Raw genomic sequence first — 14,424 nt, 5'->3', positions numbered from 1 at the left:
TTACTTCTTCGCCGGGCTGATCGCGCCGGTGGCGGGCGGATTGATCCGCTCGGATGGAATGCGGATCGTCACGTCGCGCTCCTTCGGCTCGACGAAAGTCACGAGCGCCCACATCGTTCCGTATATCGCTCCGGCGATGACCGCCAATATGGCGAGAAATCGGAACAGGCTCGGCATTCAACAACTCCATGGCTTTGCTTCTTTATGAAGAAGCGCGTTTGCAAGTGCAAGAAGCAGCTTTTGAACCATGATTCCCTTACCTCTGACTTGACGCTACACCTGCATTTGTTGATACCGTTCGCAAACAAAGTGTGAATGGACCAATGAACGACCCAGTTCTGATCGTTGCCGATAGCCTGAGGGACAGAGCTCGTGCTGCGCTCGGTTCGCGCAATCTGATCCTCGTTGGTCTGATGGGCGCCGGCAAGTCGTCGGTGGGCCGCATCGTCGCCACCCAGCTGGGCATCCCCTTCATCGACAGCGATGCCGAGATCGAGCGCGTGTCGCGCATGTCGATCAGCGAGCTTTTCGCAGCCTATGGCGAGGACGAGTTCCGTGCGCTCGAGGGACGGGTGATGAAGCGGCTGCTGAAGGGCGGCCCGCGCCTCGTCTCCACCGGCGGCGGCGCCTTCATCAACGACCGCACCCGCAAACATATCAAGAGAGGCGGACTGTCGGTCTGGCTGAAGGCCGATCTCGACGTGCTCTGGGAACGCGTCAACAAGCGCGACACCCGCCCGCTGCTGAAGACCGAAAATCCCAAGCAGACGCTCGAAAACCTGATGAACGCAAGATACCCGATCTACGAGCAGGCCGACCTCACCGTCCTCTCGCGCGATGTGCGCAAGGAAGTGATGGCCGACGAAGTGCTGAAAGCCGTGATCGACAGCAGAACCGAAAGTGCAGCCTGATGAATGCGATTGCCGCCTCTGCCGAATGCAAGGTTCACGTGCCGCTGGGCGACCGCGCCTACGACATCCTGATCGGCCCCGGCCTGATCGCGCGCGCCGGCGCCGAGATCGCCGCCCGCCTCAAGGGCCGCAAGGCCGCCATTATCACCGACGAGAACGTCGCGCCGCTCTATCTCAACGCCCTGGTCGAGAGCCTGACGGCCTCGGGCATCGCCTCGTCTTCGCTGGTCTTGCCGGCTGGCGAAAAGACCAAGAGCTTCGAGCATCTGATCACCGCCTGCGACAAGGTTCTGGAAGCCCGCGTCGAGCGTAACGATTACGTGATCGCGCTTGGCGGCGGCGTCATCGGCGACCTCTCCGGCTTCGTTGCCGGCATTATCAGACGTGGTGTCCGCTTCGTGCAGATCCCGACATCGCTACTGTCGCAGGTCGACAGTTCCGTCGGCGGCAAGACCGGCATCAACAGCCGCCACGGCAAGAACCTGATCGGCGTCTTCCACCAGCCGGACCTCGTGCTGGCCGATAGCGATGTTCTGAACACTCTCTCCGAACGCGAATTCCGCGCCGGTTACGCCGAAGTCGCCAAATACGGCCTGATCGACAAGCCCGATTTCTTCGCCTGGCTGGAAAACAACTGGCAGTCCGTTTTCTCCGGCGGTTCAGCCCGCATCGAGGCGATCGCCGCAAGCTGCCAGGCCAAATCGGACGTCGTCGTCGCCGACGAGCATGAAAACGGCCAGCGCGCCTTGCTCAATCTCGGCCACACCTTCGGCCACGCGCTGGAAGCCGCGACCGCCTATGACAGCGGCCGTCTCGTTCATGGCGAAGGCGTTGCGATCGGCATGGTGCTCGCCCACGAATTCTCGGCCCGCATAAACCTCGCAAGCCCTGACGATGCAAAGCGCGTCGAGCATCACCTGAAGGAAGTCGGCCTCCCGACCCGCATGTCGCAAATCCCGGGCACGCTGCCGCCGGCCGAAGTGCTGATGGATGCGATCGCGCAGGACAAGAAGGTCAAGGGTGGCAAGCTCACCTTCATCCTCACCCGCGGCATCGGCCAGTCCTTCGTCGCCAACGACGTCCCGGCATCCGAAGTATTGAGCTTCCTCAAGGAAAAACACCCGCAATGACCCTCGAAGGCACGCTGGCATTTCTTTCCGCATATTGGCCGGAAATCCTTTCCATCGTGGCCCTCGTCCTCATGTCCGCCTTCTTCTCCGGCTCCGAGACGGCGCTGACCGCCGTTTCGCGCAGCCGCATCCATACGCTTGAGGCCAACGGCGAGGAACGCGCCGGCATCGTCCGCGAACTGATCGAACGCCGCGACCGGCTGATCGGCGCGCTGCTGATCGGCAACAACCTCGCCAACATCCTCTCGTCCTCGATCGCCACCAGCGTCTTCCTCGGCCTGTTCGGCAATTCCGGCGTGGCGCTCGCGACGCTCGCCATGACGGTCATTCTCGTCATCTTCGCGGAAGTTCTGCCGAAGAGCTGGGCGATCTCGATCCCCGAGCGTTTCGCGCTCGCCGTCGCCTTCGCCGTCAAGGCCTTCGTCACCGTCGTCGGCCCGGTCTCCTCATTCGTCAATCTCATCGTCCGCTGGATTCTCGCCCGCTTCGGCATCAACCTGTCGCGCGAGGTGTCGATGCTGTCCGCCCACGAGGAGCTACGCGGCGCCGTCGATCTCTTGCATCGCGAGGGATCGGTCGTGAAGGCCGACCGCGACCGTCTCGGCGGCGTGCTCGATCTCGGCGAACTCGAGCTCTCCGATATCATGGTCCACCGCATGGCCATGCGCTGCATCAACGCCGACGATCCGCCGGAGGTGGTCGTGCGCACCATTCTCGACAGCCCGTTTACCCGCATGCCGCTCTGGCGCGGCACGACCGACAACATCATCGGCGTCGTGCATTCGAAGGACCTGCTCAGGGCGCTCGCCGAGCGCAACGCCGAGCCCGAACAGCTCGACATCATCAAGATCGCCCAGAAGCCGTGGTTCGTGCCTGACAGCACCAATCTCGAAGCGCAGCTCAACGCCTTCCTGCGCCGCAAGCAGCATTTCGCCGTCGTGGTCGACGAATATGGCGAGGTGCAGGGCATCGTCACGCTTGAAGACATCCTCGAGGAGATCGTCGGCGATATCTCCGACGAGCACGACATCGAAATGCAGGGCGTGCGCCAGGAGGCGGACGGCTCCGTGGTGGTCGATGGCAACGTGCCGATCCGCGATCTCAACCGCGCGCTCGACTGGCAGCTGCCCGACGAGGAAGCGACGACGATCGCCGGCCTCGTCATCCACGAATCCATGACCATTCCCGAAGAGCGCCAGGCCTTCACCTTCTACGGCAAGCGCTTCATCGTCATGAAACGCGACAAGAACCGCATCACCAGACTGCGTATCCGCCCGGCGGAGGAGAACGAAAACAACCCCGCCTGATCTCCCGTCATCACCTTGTCACCCATTGCGCGCTGCGGGAGGAGCCCGGCGAGCAGCATCATTATGGATTTGATATGTTTGATCTTCTCTGGCGCTCGATCGCCATCGGCATCGGCGCCACCATTCTCATGGACATCTGGTCGATCGCGCTTGCCAAGGGCGCAATACCGAATTGGGGACCGCCCGGCCGCTGGCTCTGGCATCTCTTCGCCAAGGGCACCGTCTTTCACGACGATATCGGCAAGGCCGAACCCTATAAGCATGAAGTGGCGCTCGGCTGGGTCTTCCATTACGCCGTCGGCATCATCTACGGCATCATGCTGGTGATCCTGACCGGCCCTTACTGGCTGATTGCGCCGACCTTCCTGCCCGCATGGATCTGGGGCATCGTCACCATCGCCGGCGGCTGGTTCCTGCTGCAGCCGGGCCTCGGCATCGGCTGGGCGGCATCGAAGACGCCGAACCCCAACAAGGTCCGCTTCCTCGGCCTCGTCGCCCACACCGTCTTCGGCTTCGGCCTCTATGCGACGGCACTTCTGATTCGTTAGAGGCGCCCGCCATCCTTGCGAAACCGCCGCACCGCGCCCATATGACGCGGTGTCGGTTTACCAGCGCACCGGCTCTCCGGGCGCCGCCGGCTCCACCGCCAGCGCATGCAACCCCGCATCCAGTTCAGGTTTCAAAAGCTCCGTGATCGCCCGGTGACGCGCCAGCCGTGTCATGCCGGCAAACGACGCGGAGATGATCCTGACCCGCATATGGGTCTCGCCTTCCCCTGTAACGTCAGGGTGATGGCCGGCATGCAGGTGGCTTTCGTTGATGACATCAAGCCGCTCCGGCGCGAATGCCGCGGTGAGCTTTTCTTCGATGGAGGATTGAACTGTCATGAGCCGATCTTGCTGCCTTGAGAAAAAGGTTCCCACCAAGCCAGCAACATTCCCGTTTGTCAATTCTTGTCCTCACCCATTCTGAGCCCCATAATTAGCGCCGTCATGAGACTTGATTCCAAATATTTCGATCGCATCCGCACCCGCCGCAAACGCGAGCAGGAACCCGAACAGGCTCCCCCGTCCTGTCAGTGGGACGGCTGCGACAAGAAAGGCGTGCATCGCGCTCCCGTCGGACGCAATGCCGAGGGGCAGTTCTTTCTCTTCTGCTTCGAGCACGTCAAAGAGTACAACAAGGGCTATAACTATTTCTCCGGCCTCTCGGACGGAGAGATCGCGCGCTACCAGAAGGAAGCGATCACGGGCCACCGCCCGACCTGGACCGTCGGCGTCAACAAGTCGGCCAAGGATAGCCCGATCCAGTCGGATATCCGCTCCGGCGCCTATACGCGGGTTCGCGATCCCTTCGGCTTCGTCAAGGAAAACAAGAGCAGCGGCCCGCGCTTTCCCGAGCAACGCAAGCTGAAAAGCCTGGAAGCCAAGGCATTCGACACGATGAATCTCGCGGCCAACGCCACATCGTCCGAGATCAAGAGCCGATACAAGGAACTGGTGAAGAAACACCATCCGGATGCAAACGGCGGCGACCGCGGTTCCGAGGAGCGCTTCCGCGCCGTGATCCAGGCCTATCAATTATTGAAGCAGAACGGTTTTTGTTAATTCCCGTCCTTGCTCTTGGTCTTCAATCGGGTATGGTCCAAATCGGCTGAGGCCGCAGGCAACCGCGGCACCTTTTTCCGCGTTTGTCTCACAGGCGCCTCGGCCACTTCCGGACGCGGCGTTTCTTGTCCGGGACTATCGTCAAGAATGCTCGCAGGCGGTGATTTGATCGCCCCCGAGGTTTCGTTTCAGTCCCGGAGAAGCATCGCCGACGTTCAGACATGAGCGCGTGGGATACCACAACGCCATGATCGCGAAACGAGCTGAGACAGTATGGCAGGGTGTCGGCCACCCGCCTTGGAGACATGATGAGCAAGATTGACCTTGATATCTCGGAACTTCCGGACACCACCGTTTCGGTCAGGGAGGTCTTCGGCATCGATTCCGACATCCGCGTTCCGGCCTACAGCCAGGGCAGCGCCTATGTTCCGGATCTCGATCCCGACTATCTCTTCGATCGCGAAACCACGCTCGCCATCATTGCCGGCTTCGCTCATAACCGCCGCGTGATGATCTCCGGCTACCACGGCACCGGCAAGTCCTCGCATATCGAGCAGGTCGCCGCTCGCCTGAACTGGCCGTGCGTGCGTATCAACCTCGACAGCCACGTCAGCCGTATCGATCTCGTCGGCAAGGACGCCATCGTCGTCAAGGACGGCCTGCAGGTCACCGAATTCAAGGACGGCATCCTGCCCTGGGCCTACCAGCACAATGTCGCGCTCGTCTTCGACGAATACGACGCCGGCCGCCCTGACGTCATGTTCGTCATCCAGCGCGTTCTGGAATCCTCCGGCCGCCTGACGCTGCTCGACCAGAGCCGCGTCATCCGCCCGCACCCGGCCTTCCGCCTGTTCGCCACCGCGAACACGATCGGCCTCGGCGACACGACCGGCCTCTATCACGGCACGCAGCAGATCAACCAGGCGCAGATGGACCGCTGGTCGATCATCTCGACGCTGAACTACCTGCCGCACGAGCACGAAGTGAACATCGTCGCCGCCAAGGTGAAGAGCTTCGGCAAGGACAAGAACGGCCGCGATACCGTCTCCAAGATGGTCCGCGTCGCCGATCTCACGCGCGCCTCCTTCATGAATGGCGATCTCTCGACCGTCATGAGCCCACGTACCGTCATCACCTGGGCCGAGAATGCCGAGATCTTCGGTGACCTCGCCTTCGCCTTCCGTGTCACCTTCCTCAACAAGTGCGACGAACTGGAGCGTCCGCTGGTTGCCGAGCACTATCAGCGCGCCTTCGGCGTCGAGCTGAAGGAAAGCGCCGCCAACATCGTCCTGGAGGCCTGAGGCTAACGGATCATGGCAGCGCGTGGTGACAATTCGAAAGCAAAGCCCGGTGCACCCGTCGACGTGGAGCCGCTGCGCCGGGCGATAACCGGCAGCGTGCGCGCGATCGCCGGCGACGGCGAGGTCGAGGTGACCTTCGCCAACGAGCGGCCGGGCATGACCGCCGAGCGCATCCGCCTGCCGGAACTCTCCAAGCGCCCGACGATGCATGAGCTTGCGGTGACCCGCGGGCTCGGCGATTCGATGGCGCTGCGTCTCGCCTGCCATGACGAGAAGGTGCACGCGACGATGGCGCCGCAGGGCTCCGACGCCCGCGCCATCTTCGACGCCGTCGAGCAGGCGCGCGTGGAATCGATCGGCGCGCTGCGCATGGAAGGCGTCGCCAGTAATCTGCGCTCGATGACGACGGAAAAATACGCCAAGGCCAATTTCTCCGGCATCGAACGCCAGGAAGACGCACCCGTCGGTGAAGCCGTCGCCATGATGGTGCGCGAAAAGCTGACCGGCGAGAAGCCGCCGGAATCCGCCGGCAAGGTGCTCGATCTCTGGCGCTCCTTCATCGAGGACAAGGCCGGCAAGGATCTCGAGAACCTGACCGGCGTCATCAACGACCAGCAGGCCTTCTCCAAGGTCATCCGCAACATGCTCACGGCCATGGAAATGGCCGAGGAGTATGGCGACGACGACAGCGATCCTGACTCTGACGACCAGCAGGATGAGGAAGACAAGCCGAGCGGCGAAGACCAGAACGACGACGATGTCGAGGACGACGCCGGCTCGGATGCCGCCCCCGTCGAGGACAGCGAAGTCGCCGACGAGCAGATGGAGGACGGCGAGACTGAAGGCGCCGAGATCTCCGACGACGACATGCAGGAAGAGGGCGAGGACGACAGCGAGACGCCGGGCGAAACCCGCCGTCCCAACACGCCCTTCGACGACTTCAACGAGAAGGTCGATTACCACGTCTTCACCGAGGAGTTCGACGAGACGATCACCGCCGAGGAGCTGTGCGACGCCGCCGAGTTGGAGCGCCTGCGCGCCTTCCTCGACAAGCAGCTCGCCCATCTCCAGGGCGCCGTCGGCCGCCTCGCCAACCGCCTGCAGCGCCGCCTGATGGCGCAGCAGAACCGCTCCTGGGACTTCGACCTGGAAGAGGGCTATCTCGATCCGGCCCGCCTGACGCGCCTGATCATCGATCCCACCCAGGCGCTCTCCTTCAAGAAGGAGCGCGACACGCAGTTCCGCGATACGGTCGTGACGCTGCTGATCGACAATTCCGGCTCCATGCGCGGCCGCCCGATCACGGTTGCCGCCACCTGCGCCGACATTCTCGCCCGCACGCTGGAGCGCTGCGGCGTCAAGGTCGAAATCTTAGGCTTCACCACCAAGGCCTGGAAGGGCGGACAGGCGCGCGAACAGTGGCTGGCAAACGGCAAGCCGCAGACGCCGGGCCGCCTCAACGACCTGCGCCACATCATCTACAAGTCCGCCGACGCTCCATGGCGCCGCTCGCGCACCAATCTCGGCCTGATGATGCGCGAAGGCCTGCTCAAGGAAAACATCGACGGCGAGGCGCTGATGTGGGCGCACAATCGCCTGATCGCGCGGCGCGAGCAGCGCAAGATCCTGATGATGATCTCCGACGGCGCGCCGGTCGACGATTCGACGCTGTCGGTCAATCCGGGCAACTATCTGGAGCGCCACCTGCGCGCGGTCATCGAACGCATCGAGACCCGCTCTCCGGTCGAGCTGCTTGCCATCGGCATCGGCCACGACGTCACGCGCTACTATCGCCGCGCCGTCACCATCGTCGATGCCGACGAACTCGCAGGCGCCATGACCGAACAGCTTGCCTCGCTCTTCGAGGACCAGGCGGCGCAACCGCGCGGCGGACGTGCCCGCCGAGCCGGCTGATCGCCTATGAAGCAATCGGCTCCGGCGTTCCGAACCCGTTTCGCTGGAGCCCTCTTGCTGGCCGCCTCGCTTGCGGCCGGCACATCCGCCCTGGCCGAGACGCCGGCGGCGGAAGTGAGAAGCAGCATCATCTCGAACTTCAAGATCGGCTCCGACGCGAAGCGCTTCGGGCCCTTCGAATTCGTCGGCGGCCTGGAAATGGTCTCCCCCAACCGCCTCTTCGGTTCGCTGTCGTCCATCCGTTTTCGCGATGACCAGAAGCATTTCGTCGGTGTCCTCGATACCGGCCACTGGATGACCGGCCGCATCGAACGCGGCGCGGACGGCAGCCTGAGTGGGCTTGCCGATGTCGAGATCACCCCGATGCGCGACCGCGTCGGCAAGATCCTGGAAGGCAAGGCATTGATGGATGCCGAGGGCGTCGCGCTGAAGGACGGCAAGGTTCTGGTCTCATATGAACAGTTCCACCGCGTCGATCTCTATCCCGATCCCGGTTTCGAGACCTCGCGCGCGCTCGACACGCTCCCCATCCCCTTCGAGAAAAAACAACTGCGCGCCAATCGCGGCTTCGAGACGATTGCCGTCTCGCCGGCATCGAGCCCGCTCAAAGGCGGCACGCTGATCGTCGCCGAGCGCAGCCTTGACGATGACGGCAACGCCTATGCCGCGATCCTGGACGGACCGCTGAAAGGTAAGCTGGCGCTTGCCCATTACGGCGACTTCGACGCCACCGACGGCGCCTTCCTGCCGAATGGCGACCTCCTGCTGCTGGAGCGCCGTTTCAACATGGCTGAAGGCATCGGCATGCGCATCCGCCGCATCAAGTCGGCCGATATCAAGCCCGGCAGCGTCATGGATGGCGAAATATTGATCCAGGGCGATTTCGGCTACCAGATCGACAACATGGAAGGTCTCGACACCTTCACTGCCGCCGACGGCAGCACCCATGTCATTCTCGTCTCCGACGACAACCACTCGATTCTCCAGCGCAACCTGATGCTGGAGTTCAAGCTGGACGAGCGGCGGCCCGGCCCATCGGCCGACACCGCCGCCTCGCATTAAGAGAGCGCGTCAGCCCTCGAAGTAAGCATGTCGGTCGAGATCGGCGATCAGCCCCTGATGTTTGGGCTCCCAGCCGAGCGTTTCCCGCGTCCAGGCGCTGGACGCCCGGTTGTTGATTGACGCGAAATGCGTGAACCAGCCGAAATGCTCCGCAGCCTCTTCAGTCGACTTTGAGACGACAGGCAGGCCAAGCCGCTTGCCGATGACACCAGCGATCTCGCGAAACGGAATCCCCTCCTCCGCCACGCCATGGTAACGCGCGCCCGCTTGCGCCTTCTCCAGCGCCAGCCGATAGAGGCTGCCGGTATCGAGACGATGCACCGCCGGCCAATGGTTCATGCCGTCGCCGATATAGGCCGAGACGCCCTTCTCGCGCGCGAGGCCGATGACGATAGGCACGAAGCCATGGTCGCCATCGCCGTGTACCGAAGGCGGAAGGCGGACCACCGAGGCGCTGAGGCGATCCGGCACCATGGAGAGCGCCGCCTTCTCCGAGACGCGCGGAATGGCCGCCGACGAGGGTGCTGCCATCTCTTCCGTGGCGACCGCGCCCGGCGCCAGCAGACCCGTCCCCGAGGTCACGACCATGTGCCGACCGGTGCCCGAGAGCACCTTGCCCATCGCCTCGATGGCGCGCCCGTCGATCTCGCAATTCTCCTTGAACTTGGAGAAGTCGTGGATGAAGCCCGTGTGGATCACGCCATCGCAGGCATCAGCCCCCCGACGCAGACTGTCGAGATCCTCTAGATCGCCGCGATGAACCTTTGCCCCCGCAGCCTCCAGCGACGCGGCCGAAGCATCCGAGCGGGCGAGACCGAGCACCTGATGGCCGGCCTGAATGAGATCCTGAACGACGGCCGAGCCGACAAAGCCGGTGGCACCGGTAACGAAAACGCGCATGGTCATCTCCTTGCTTGCTGCGACGCGCCCGCCGATGCGAACATGTCGAGTGCGGGCGTGTCGAGGAAAAGCTAGGGCCTTGAGGCGATACGGTCCATGTTATATTGTCCGGAATATCTTTGCGATCGTCCGGAGTTTTCAATGGACCCTCTGTCAAACGTGCTCTCGTTGCTGAAGCCGCAGAACTATCTCTCCGCCGGCATGGAGGCGGGCGGCGATTGGGCGATCCAGTTTCCAGACCAGCAAGGCGGCATCAAGTGCGGCGCTATCGTGTCGGGCTCCTGCTGGCTCAGCGTCGAGGGAGTGGAAGATGCCGTACATCTGCGCCCCGGCGACAGCTTTCTGCTCCCGCGCGGCCGGCCGTTTAGGCTGGCGACCGATCTCGCGCTCGAACCGACCCCGGCCGCCACGATATTCCTCGGCCCACGCAAGGATGGCATCGTCTCGCTCAACGATGGCCGCGATTTCTCGATCGTCAGCTGCCGCTTCGGCCTTGCCGGCAGTCATGCCGACATCCTGCTGAAAATGCTGCCGCCCATCGTGCTGCTACGCGACGAGCAGAGCCAGGCGGCCTTGCGCTTTGCCGTGGAGCAGATGATGCAGGAACTGCGCGCGCCGCAGCCGGGCGGCTTCCTGATCGTCGAGCACCTCGCCCATATGATCCTCGTGCAGGCCCTGCGGCTGCATCTGGCCGATCGCTCAAACACCGGCGTCGGCTGGCTCTTCGCGCTGGCCGACCGGCAGATGAGTGCTGCGATATCGGCGATCCACGACAGCCCGGCCGAACGCTGGACCCTGCAGGCGCTTGCCGCGCACGCCGGCATGTCGCGCTCCACATTCGCGCAGAAATTCAGGGAAACGGTCGGCACCTCGCCGATGGAGTATCTGGCGCAATGGCGCATGCTGCTGGCAGGCAACCGGCTGGAGAATTCGCGCGACCCGATCTCGGTCATCGCGCCCTCGCTCGGCTACGAGTCCGAGGCGGCCTTCAGCACGGCATTCAAGCGGATCATGGGCTGCTCGCCCCGGCAATATGTCCGCGACCGCCCCAAAATGGCGACGGCGCTTTCATAATGAAGCGCCGCCGTTGGATTGTATCGAGGATCAGCTGGCCGCGCGGGCGCCCTGCATCGGCCTGAGCACGCTCATCAGCGCGCCGTAGGGCAGAAGCATTACGAGACCGACCGGCAGCTTCACCCAGAAATCGCCGATCGCCCAGGAGATCCAACGCGGCGCCTCGGCGGCGAAAACGCCGAGAACAGGCGACGCCTCGAGCGCGAACGGCTCGTTCGGACCGAGGAAGACGAAGAAGGCCGCGAACGACAGCGAGAAAAAGATCACCGTATCGAGCATCGAGCCCAGCAGCGAGCCGACCAGCGGCGCACGCCACCAGGCCTGACGGCGCAGCCGGTTGAACAGCGCGATATCGAGCAGCTGGCCGGCGAGATACGCCGTACCAGAAGCGATTGCGATGCGCGGCACCGATGTGAAGAAGGAGAGCGCCACGCCGACGAGGAAGCCGGCGAACACCACCTTGCGCGCCGCCTGCGGTCCGAACTGACGGTTGGTGAGATCGGTGATCAGGAAGGCGACCGGATAGGTGAAGGCACCCCAGGTGAGCAGATCGGCGAGATTGACGCCTGCGAACGTGACGTTCAGCGGAAACTGCACGAGGAAGTTCGACGAGACGACGACAAGCGTCATCAGGGCGACGTAGATAAGGGTATAGCGCGTCTGAAGCATTTTTTTATCCTGGGGTATGCCACCAGTTGGAGGGACAGTCCGGCAAAGCAAAAGGCTTGAACGGCATTACCGTGCAAGCCTTTTGAAGCCGTATAGCTTTAAGTCGGTTGTTGCTTAGGCAGCAACAGCCGTTTCAGCGGTCTTCTTGACGATCTGGCGGCGCAGCAGACGAGCGCGCATCGACAGTTCGTTTTCGCTTGCCTTGATGAGGAAAGCATCGAGACCACCGCGATGCTCGACGGTACGCAGAGCAGCAGCCGAAACGCGAAGACGGTAACGCTGGCCGAGCGCGTCGGAGATCAGCGTAACCTGGCACAGGTTCGGGAGGAACCGGCGCTTGGTCTTGTTGTTGGCATGGCTGACATTGTTGCCAACGAGGACTGCCTTGCCGGTCAATTCGCACATGCGGGACATGGGACACCTATTCTTGTTTTTCTCGGCCATCGATTGCCGACCCGCGCAAAGTCGAGCTTGCAATCCATCAGGCCATGATTGGAAAGTTGCGGTTCTATAATCAGACAGACCGTGCACGTCAAGCCAAACCTTGGCCTTTCCGGCGATTCAGTCCAAAAGCCTCGCAATTCCGTCAAAAAGCTTTTGTTCTCTAAAGGCCACGACAGGCGTATAGACCGTATCTCGCGACCTGACCAGCGCACCGAACAAGGTTCAATTCATGGCTCATTGGGGCAAACGCATTTTCATTTCCGCCTTGGCGGGCCTGATGGCCATTCCGGCAGGCGCCGCCGAGGTCGTGCATCATACCGAATACAAGGTCGCGCTCGGCATCATCACCATCGCCCGCGCCGCCTTCATGACCCGTATCGAGGACGACAAGACCTATCGCGTCTCCGGCGACATCAGCTCCGCCGGCCTCGCCGATCTTGTCACCACCATCTCGGCCAAGACCAGCGTCGATGGCCGGCTGCGCGGCAACCGCATGCAGGCGGACCATTATCTGCTCTATTACAAGAGCGGCAAGCGCGCCCGCACCTATGATGTCCGCTACTCCAACGGCAACATCACCTCGACGACGGTGAAGCCGCCGCGCCAGCCGCCGAAGAACTGGGTCAACGTTCCGGCCTCGGACATGCGCGCCGTGCTCGACCCCATTTCCGGCCTGATCTTCCCCGCCGACACCAATGTCTGCGCGCAGAAACTGCCGATCTATGACGGCGAGATGCGCATGGACCTTGTGCTGTCGCCGAGCGGATCAAAGGATTTCTCCACGCAAGGCTTCACCGGCAAGGCCACCGTCTGCAACGTGCGCTTCGTGCCGCGCTCGGGCTACAAGAAGGGCCGCAGCGACATCGAGTATCTGAGCAAGAGCAGCCGCATGGAAATATGGTTTGCCAAGGCCGATGCGGCCAACGTCATAGCGCCTGTCTTCGTTCGTATCCCGACCCAATACGGGCCGGTGACCATCACGGCGGTGAAGTACAGCGCAAGCTGACGGAGCGGCTTGGACCGCGTTAAGTGCGCCCCACAAATGAAAAGTGCGGCAATCATGCCGCACCTCTGTTTCTGACCTTGATCCCGACGATCCCGAACTTCAAGAACCCAGCAGGCGTATCGCGCACGCCTGCCTGTTGGTGATTAGGCGGCGCGATACTCGCTGCTTGGGAGACATCTCGCAACCGGATCGCCGGGCGAGCGTCGCTTAGCGCATTGCGATGACCATCTTGCAGAGCTTGACGAGGCTGCCGTCGAAGCCGCCGCCGCCGCCGGCCAGGATATCCTTGCAGCGAACCTTCATCTTCGCCCGGTCGCCGGCCGACATGTCGTTGAAGGCCTGGAGCTGCCGGCTATTCATGTTGTTGAGGCTGTTGCGCCCGTTGGTTCCATTGGTGCCATTGGTACCATTGTTGCCGTTGGTCGGGTCGTTCGGGTTCTGCGGATCATCGGTTCCCGGCAGGCCGAGATTGAGGTTCAGCAGCGTGTTGGTGCCGAGAGCCACCTTTGCCTTGGCCCCCAGCAGGCTGGAGCCGCCGACATTGGCGTTGACGCCCGTGTTGAGGCCGCGCGATCCGCCGACGCTCGCGGTGTTGCTGACGCCGAGGCCGCCACCGCTTCCACCACCTATAGAGGTGTTCGTGCCGACACCACTGGAGCCGCCGACCGACGCCGAGACGCCGAGGCCACCGCTTGATGTACTACCAACGTTTGCATTGACCCCACTGGAGCCGCCGACCGATGCGGTTGCAACGGAACCGCTGCCACCGACCGTCGCATTCACACCGCTGGCACCGCCGAGCGATACGCTGAGCCCATTGCTGGTCCCGATGCTGAGACCATTGCTGCCGCCGACGTCAAAGGCGCTCGCGGGCAGCGGAGCCAGCAAAGCGGCGCAACTTACGGCCAGAACAGCGTATTTCGATGCATTAAAGTTCATTCCAACCTCCACGAGATGCTGCCGGGCCCAATGCCCAGGCAGTCGAAACCAATGAAGGGAAGCGCGCATTCCCGAAGCGGCGGTCTGTAACCGAGAGTGGAAGCCAGCCCGCCTCTACATGAAAACAAGAATATGCGTAAATTCTAACATTTCAATGTGC

General features: G+C 62.7%; 16 protein-coding genes. 10 read left to right on the top strand and 6 right to left on the bottom strand.

Features of this window, described 5'->3' with window-relative positions:
• On the bottom strand, positions 1–177 hold the full coding sequence (locus ACIQUB_RS26295) for a hypothetical protein (protein ID WP_018901565.1): 177 nt from the start codon (positions 175–177) through the stop codon (positions 1–3).
• A gap of 146 nt (positions 178–323) precedes the next feature.
• Between ACIQUB_RS26295 and ACIQUB_RS26290 the strand changes: the two genes are divergently transcribed.
• The 4 genes from ACIQUB_RS26290 (at position 324) to ACIQUB_RS26275 (ending at position 3,896) form a co-directional block, all read left to right on the top strand.
• Positions 324–911, top strand: coding sequence for a shikimate kinase (locus tag ACIQUB_RS26290; protein ID WP_018901564.1), 588 nt, complete (start codon positions 324–326; stop codon positions 909–911).
• On the top strand, positions 911–2,041 hold the full coding sequence (gene aroB, locus ACIQUB_RS26285; RefSeq protein WP_113237540.1) for a 3-dehydroquinate synthase: 1,131 nt from the start codon (positions 911–913) through the stop codon (positions 2,039–2,041). The genes ACIQUB_RS26290 and aroB overlap by 1 nt, the downstream gene beginning before the upstream one ends.
• Positions 2,038–3,348 carry an HlyC/CorC family transporter gene (locus ACIQUB_RS26280; protein ID WP_113237541.1) on the top strand — a complete coding sequence of 437 codons (1,311 nt, stop codon included), beginning with the start codon at positions 2,038–2,040 and terminating at the stop codon, positions 3,346–3,348. The genes aroB and ACIQUB_RS26280 overlap by 4 nt, the downstream gene beginning before the upstream one ends.
• Positions 3,349–3,422: 74 nt before the next feature.
• Positions 3,423–3,896, top strand: a complete 474-nt coding sequence (locus ACIQUB_RS26275; RefSeq protein WP_018901561.1) for a DUF2938 domain-containing protein — start codon at positions 3,423–3,425, stop codon at positions 3,894–3,896.
• A gap of 57 nt (positions 3,897–3,953) precedes the next feature.
• On the opposite strand, the gene ACIQUB_RS26270 is transcribed toward ACIQUB_RS26275, so the two are convergent.
• On the bottom strand, positions 3,954–4,235 hold the full coding sequence (locus ACIQUB_RS26270; protein ID WP_113237550.1) for a BolA family transcriptional regulator: 282 nt from the start codon (positions 4,233–4,235) through the stop codon (positions 3,954–3,956).
• Positions 4,236–4,340: 105 nt separating this feature from the next.
• Between ACIQUB_RS26270 and ACIQUB_RS26265 the strand changes: the two genes are divergently transcribed.
• The 4 genes from ACIQUB_RS26265 to ACIQUB_RS26250 all read left to right on the top strand — a co-directional run bounded on the left by ACIQUB_RS26265 (position 4,341) and on the right by ACIQUB_RS26250 (position 9,232).
• Positions 4,341–4,955: a J domain-containing protein gene (locus ACIQUB_RS26265; protein WP_018901559.1), complete on the top strand. Its 615-nt coding sequence runs from the start codon at positions 4,341–4,343 to the stop codon at positions 4,953–4,955.
• Positions 4,956–5,263: 308 nt separating this feature from the next.
• Positions 5,264–6,256 (top strand): cobaltochelatase subunit CobS, encoded by a 993-nt coding sequence (gene cobS, locus ACIQUB_RS26260; protein WP_018901558.1) that lies wholly within the window; start codon positions 5,264–5,266, stop codon positions 6,254–6,256.
• A gap of 12 nt (positions 6,257–6,268) precedes the next feature.
• Positions 6,269–8,170 (top strand): cobaltochelatase subunit CobT, encoded by a 1,902-nt coding sequence (gene cobT / locus ACIQUB_RS26255; RefSeq protein WP_018901557.1) that lies wholly within the window; start codon positions 6,269–6,271, stop codon positions 8,168–8,170.
• 6 nt (positions 8,171–8,176) lie between these two features.
• Entirely contained in the window at positions 8,177–9,232 is a 1,056-nt protein-coding gene (locus tag ACIQUB_RS26250) for an esterase-like activity of phytase family protein (RefSeq protein WP_402933648.1), read from the top strand.
• 9 nt (positions 9,233–9,241) lie between these two features.
• Here the strand turns inward: ACIQUB_RS26250 and ACIQUB_RS26245 are convergent, their stop codons facing one another.
• Entirely contained in the window at positions 9,242–10,132 is an 891-nt protein-coding gene (locus ACIQUB_RS26245; RefSeq protein WP_113237543.1) for an SDR family oxidoreductase, read from the bottom strand.
• Between the two features lie 141 nt (positions 10,133–10,273).
• Here ACIQUB_RS26245 and ACIQUB_RS26240 point away from each other — a divergent pair, with 141 nt between their 5' ends.
• Positions 10,274–11,206: an AraC family transcriptional regulator gene (locus ACIQUB_RS26240; protein WP_113237544.1), complete on the top strand. Its 933-nt coding sequence runs from the start codon at positions 10,274–10,276 to the stop codon at positions 11,204–11,206.
• A gap of 30 nt (positions 11,207–11,236) precedes the next feature.
• Here the strand turns inward: ACIQUB_RS26240 and ACIQUB_RS26235 are convergent, their stop codons facing one another.
• Positions 11,237–11,875 (bottom strand): queuosine precursor transporter, encoded by a 639-nt coding sequence (locus ACIQUB_RS26235; RefSeq protein WP_402933643.1) that lies wholly within the window; start codon positions 11,873–11,875, stop codon positions 11,237–11,239.
• 114 nt (positions 11,876–11,989) lie between these two features.
• Positions 11,990–12,289 carry a 50S ribosomal protein L28 gene (gene rpmB, locus ACIQUB_RS26230; RefSeq protein WP_026283561.1) on the bottom strand — a complete coding sequence of 100 codons (300 nt, stop codon included), beginning with the start codon at positions 12,287–12,289 and terminating at the stop codon, positions 11,990–11,992.
• A 259-nt stretch (positions 12,290–12,548) separates the two neighbouring features.
• Between rpmB and ACIQUB_RS26225 the strand changes: the two genes are divergently transcribed.
• On the top strand, positions 12,549–13,325 hold the full coding sequence (locus ACIQUB_RS26225; RefSeq protein ID WP_112943782.1) for a DUF3108 domain-containing protein: 777 nt from the start codon (positions 12,549–12,551) through the stop codon (positions 13,323–13,325).
• 207 nt (positions 13,326–13,532) lie between these two features.
• Here ACIQUB_RS26225 and ACIQUB_RS26220 read toward each other — a convergent pair whose 3' ends face one another.
• The gene (locus tag ACIQUB_RS26220) at positions 13,533–14,264 is read right to left on the bottom strand and encodes a hypothetical protein (RefSeq protein WP_113237545.1); all 732 of its coding nucleotides are present in this window, start codon (positions 14,262–14,264) and stop codon (positions 13,533–13,535) included.
• Between the last annotated feature and the right edge of the window lie 160 nt (positions 14,265–14,424).

The sequence above is a fragment of the Rhizobium sp. NPDC090275 genome, from assembly GCF_044772225.1.
In the GTDB taxonomy this organism is placed as follows: domain Bacteria; phylum Pseudomonadota; class Alphaproteobacteria; order Rhizobiales; family Rhizobiaceae; genus Rhizobium.
The sequence above is the reverse complement of the archived record's forward strand: the minus strand, read 5'-3'. Positions and strand labels throughout refer to the sequence as shown.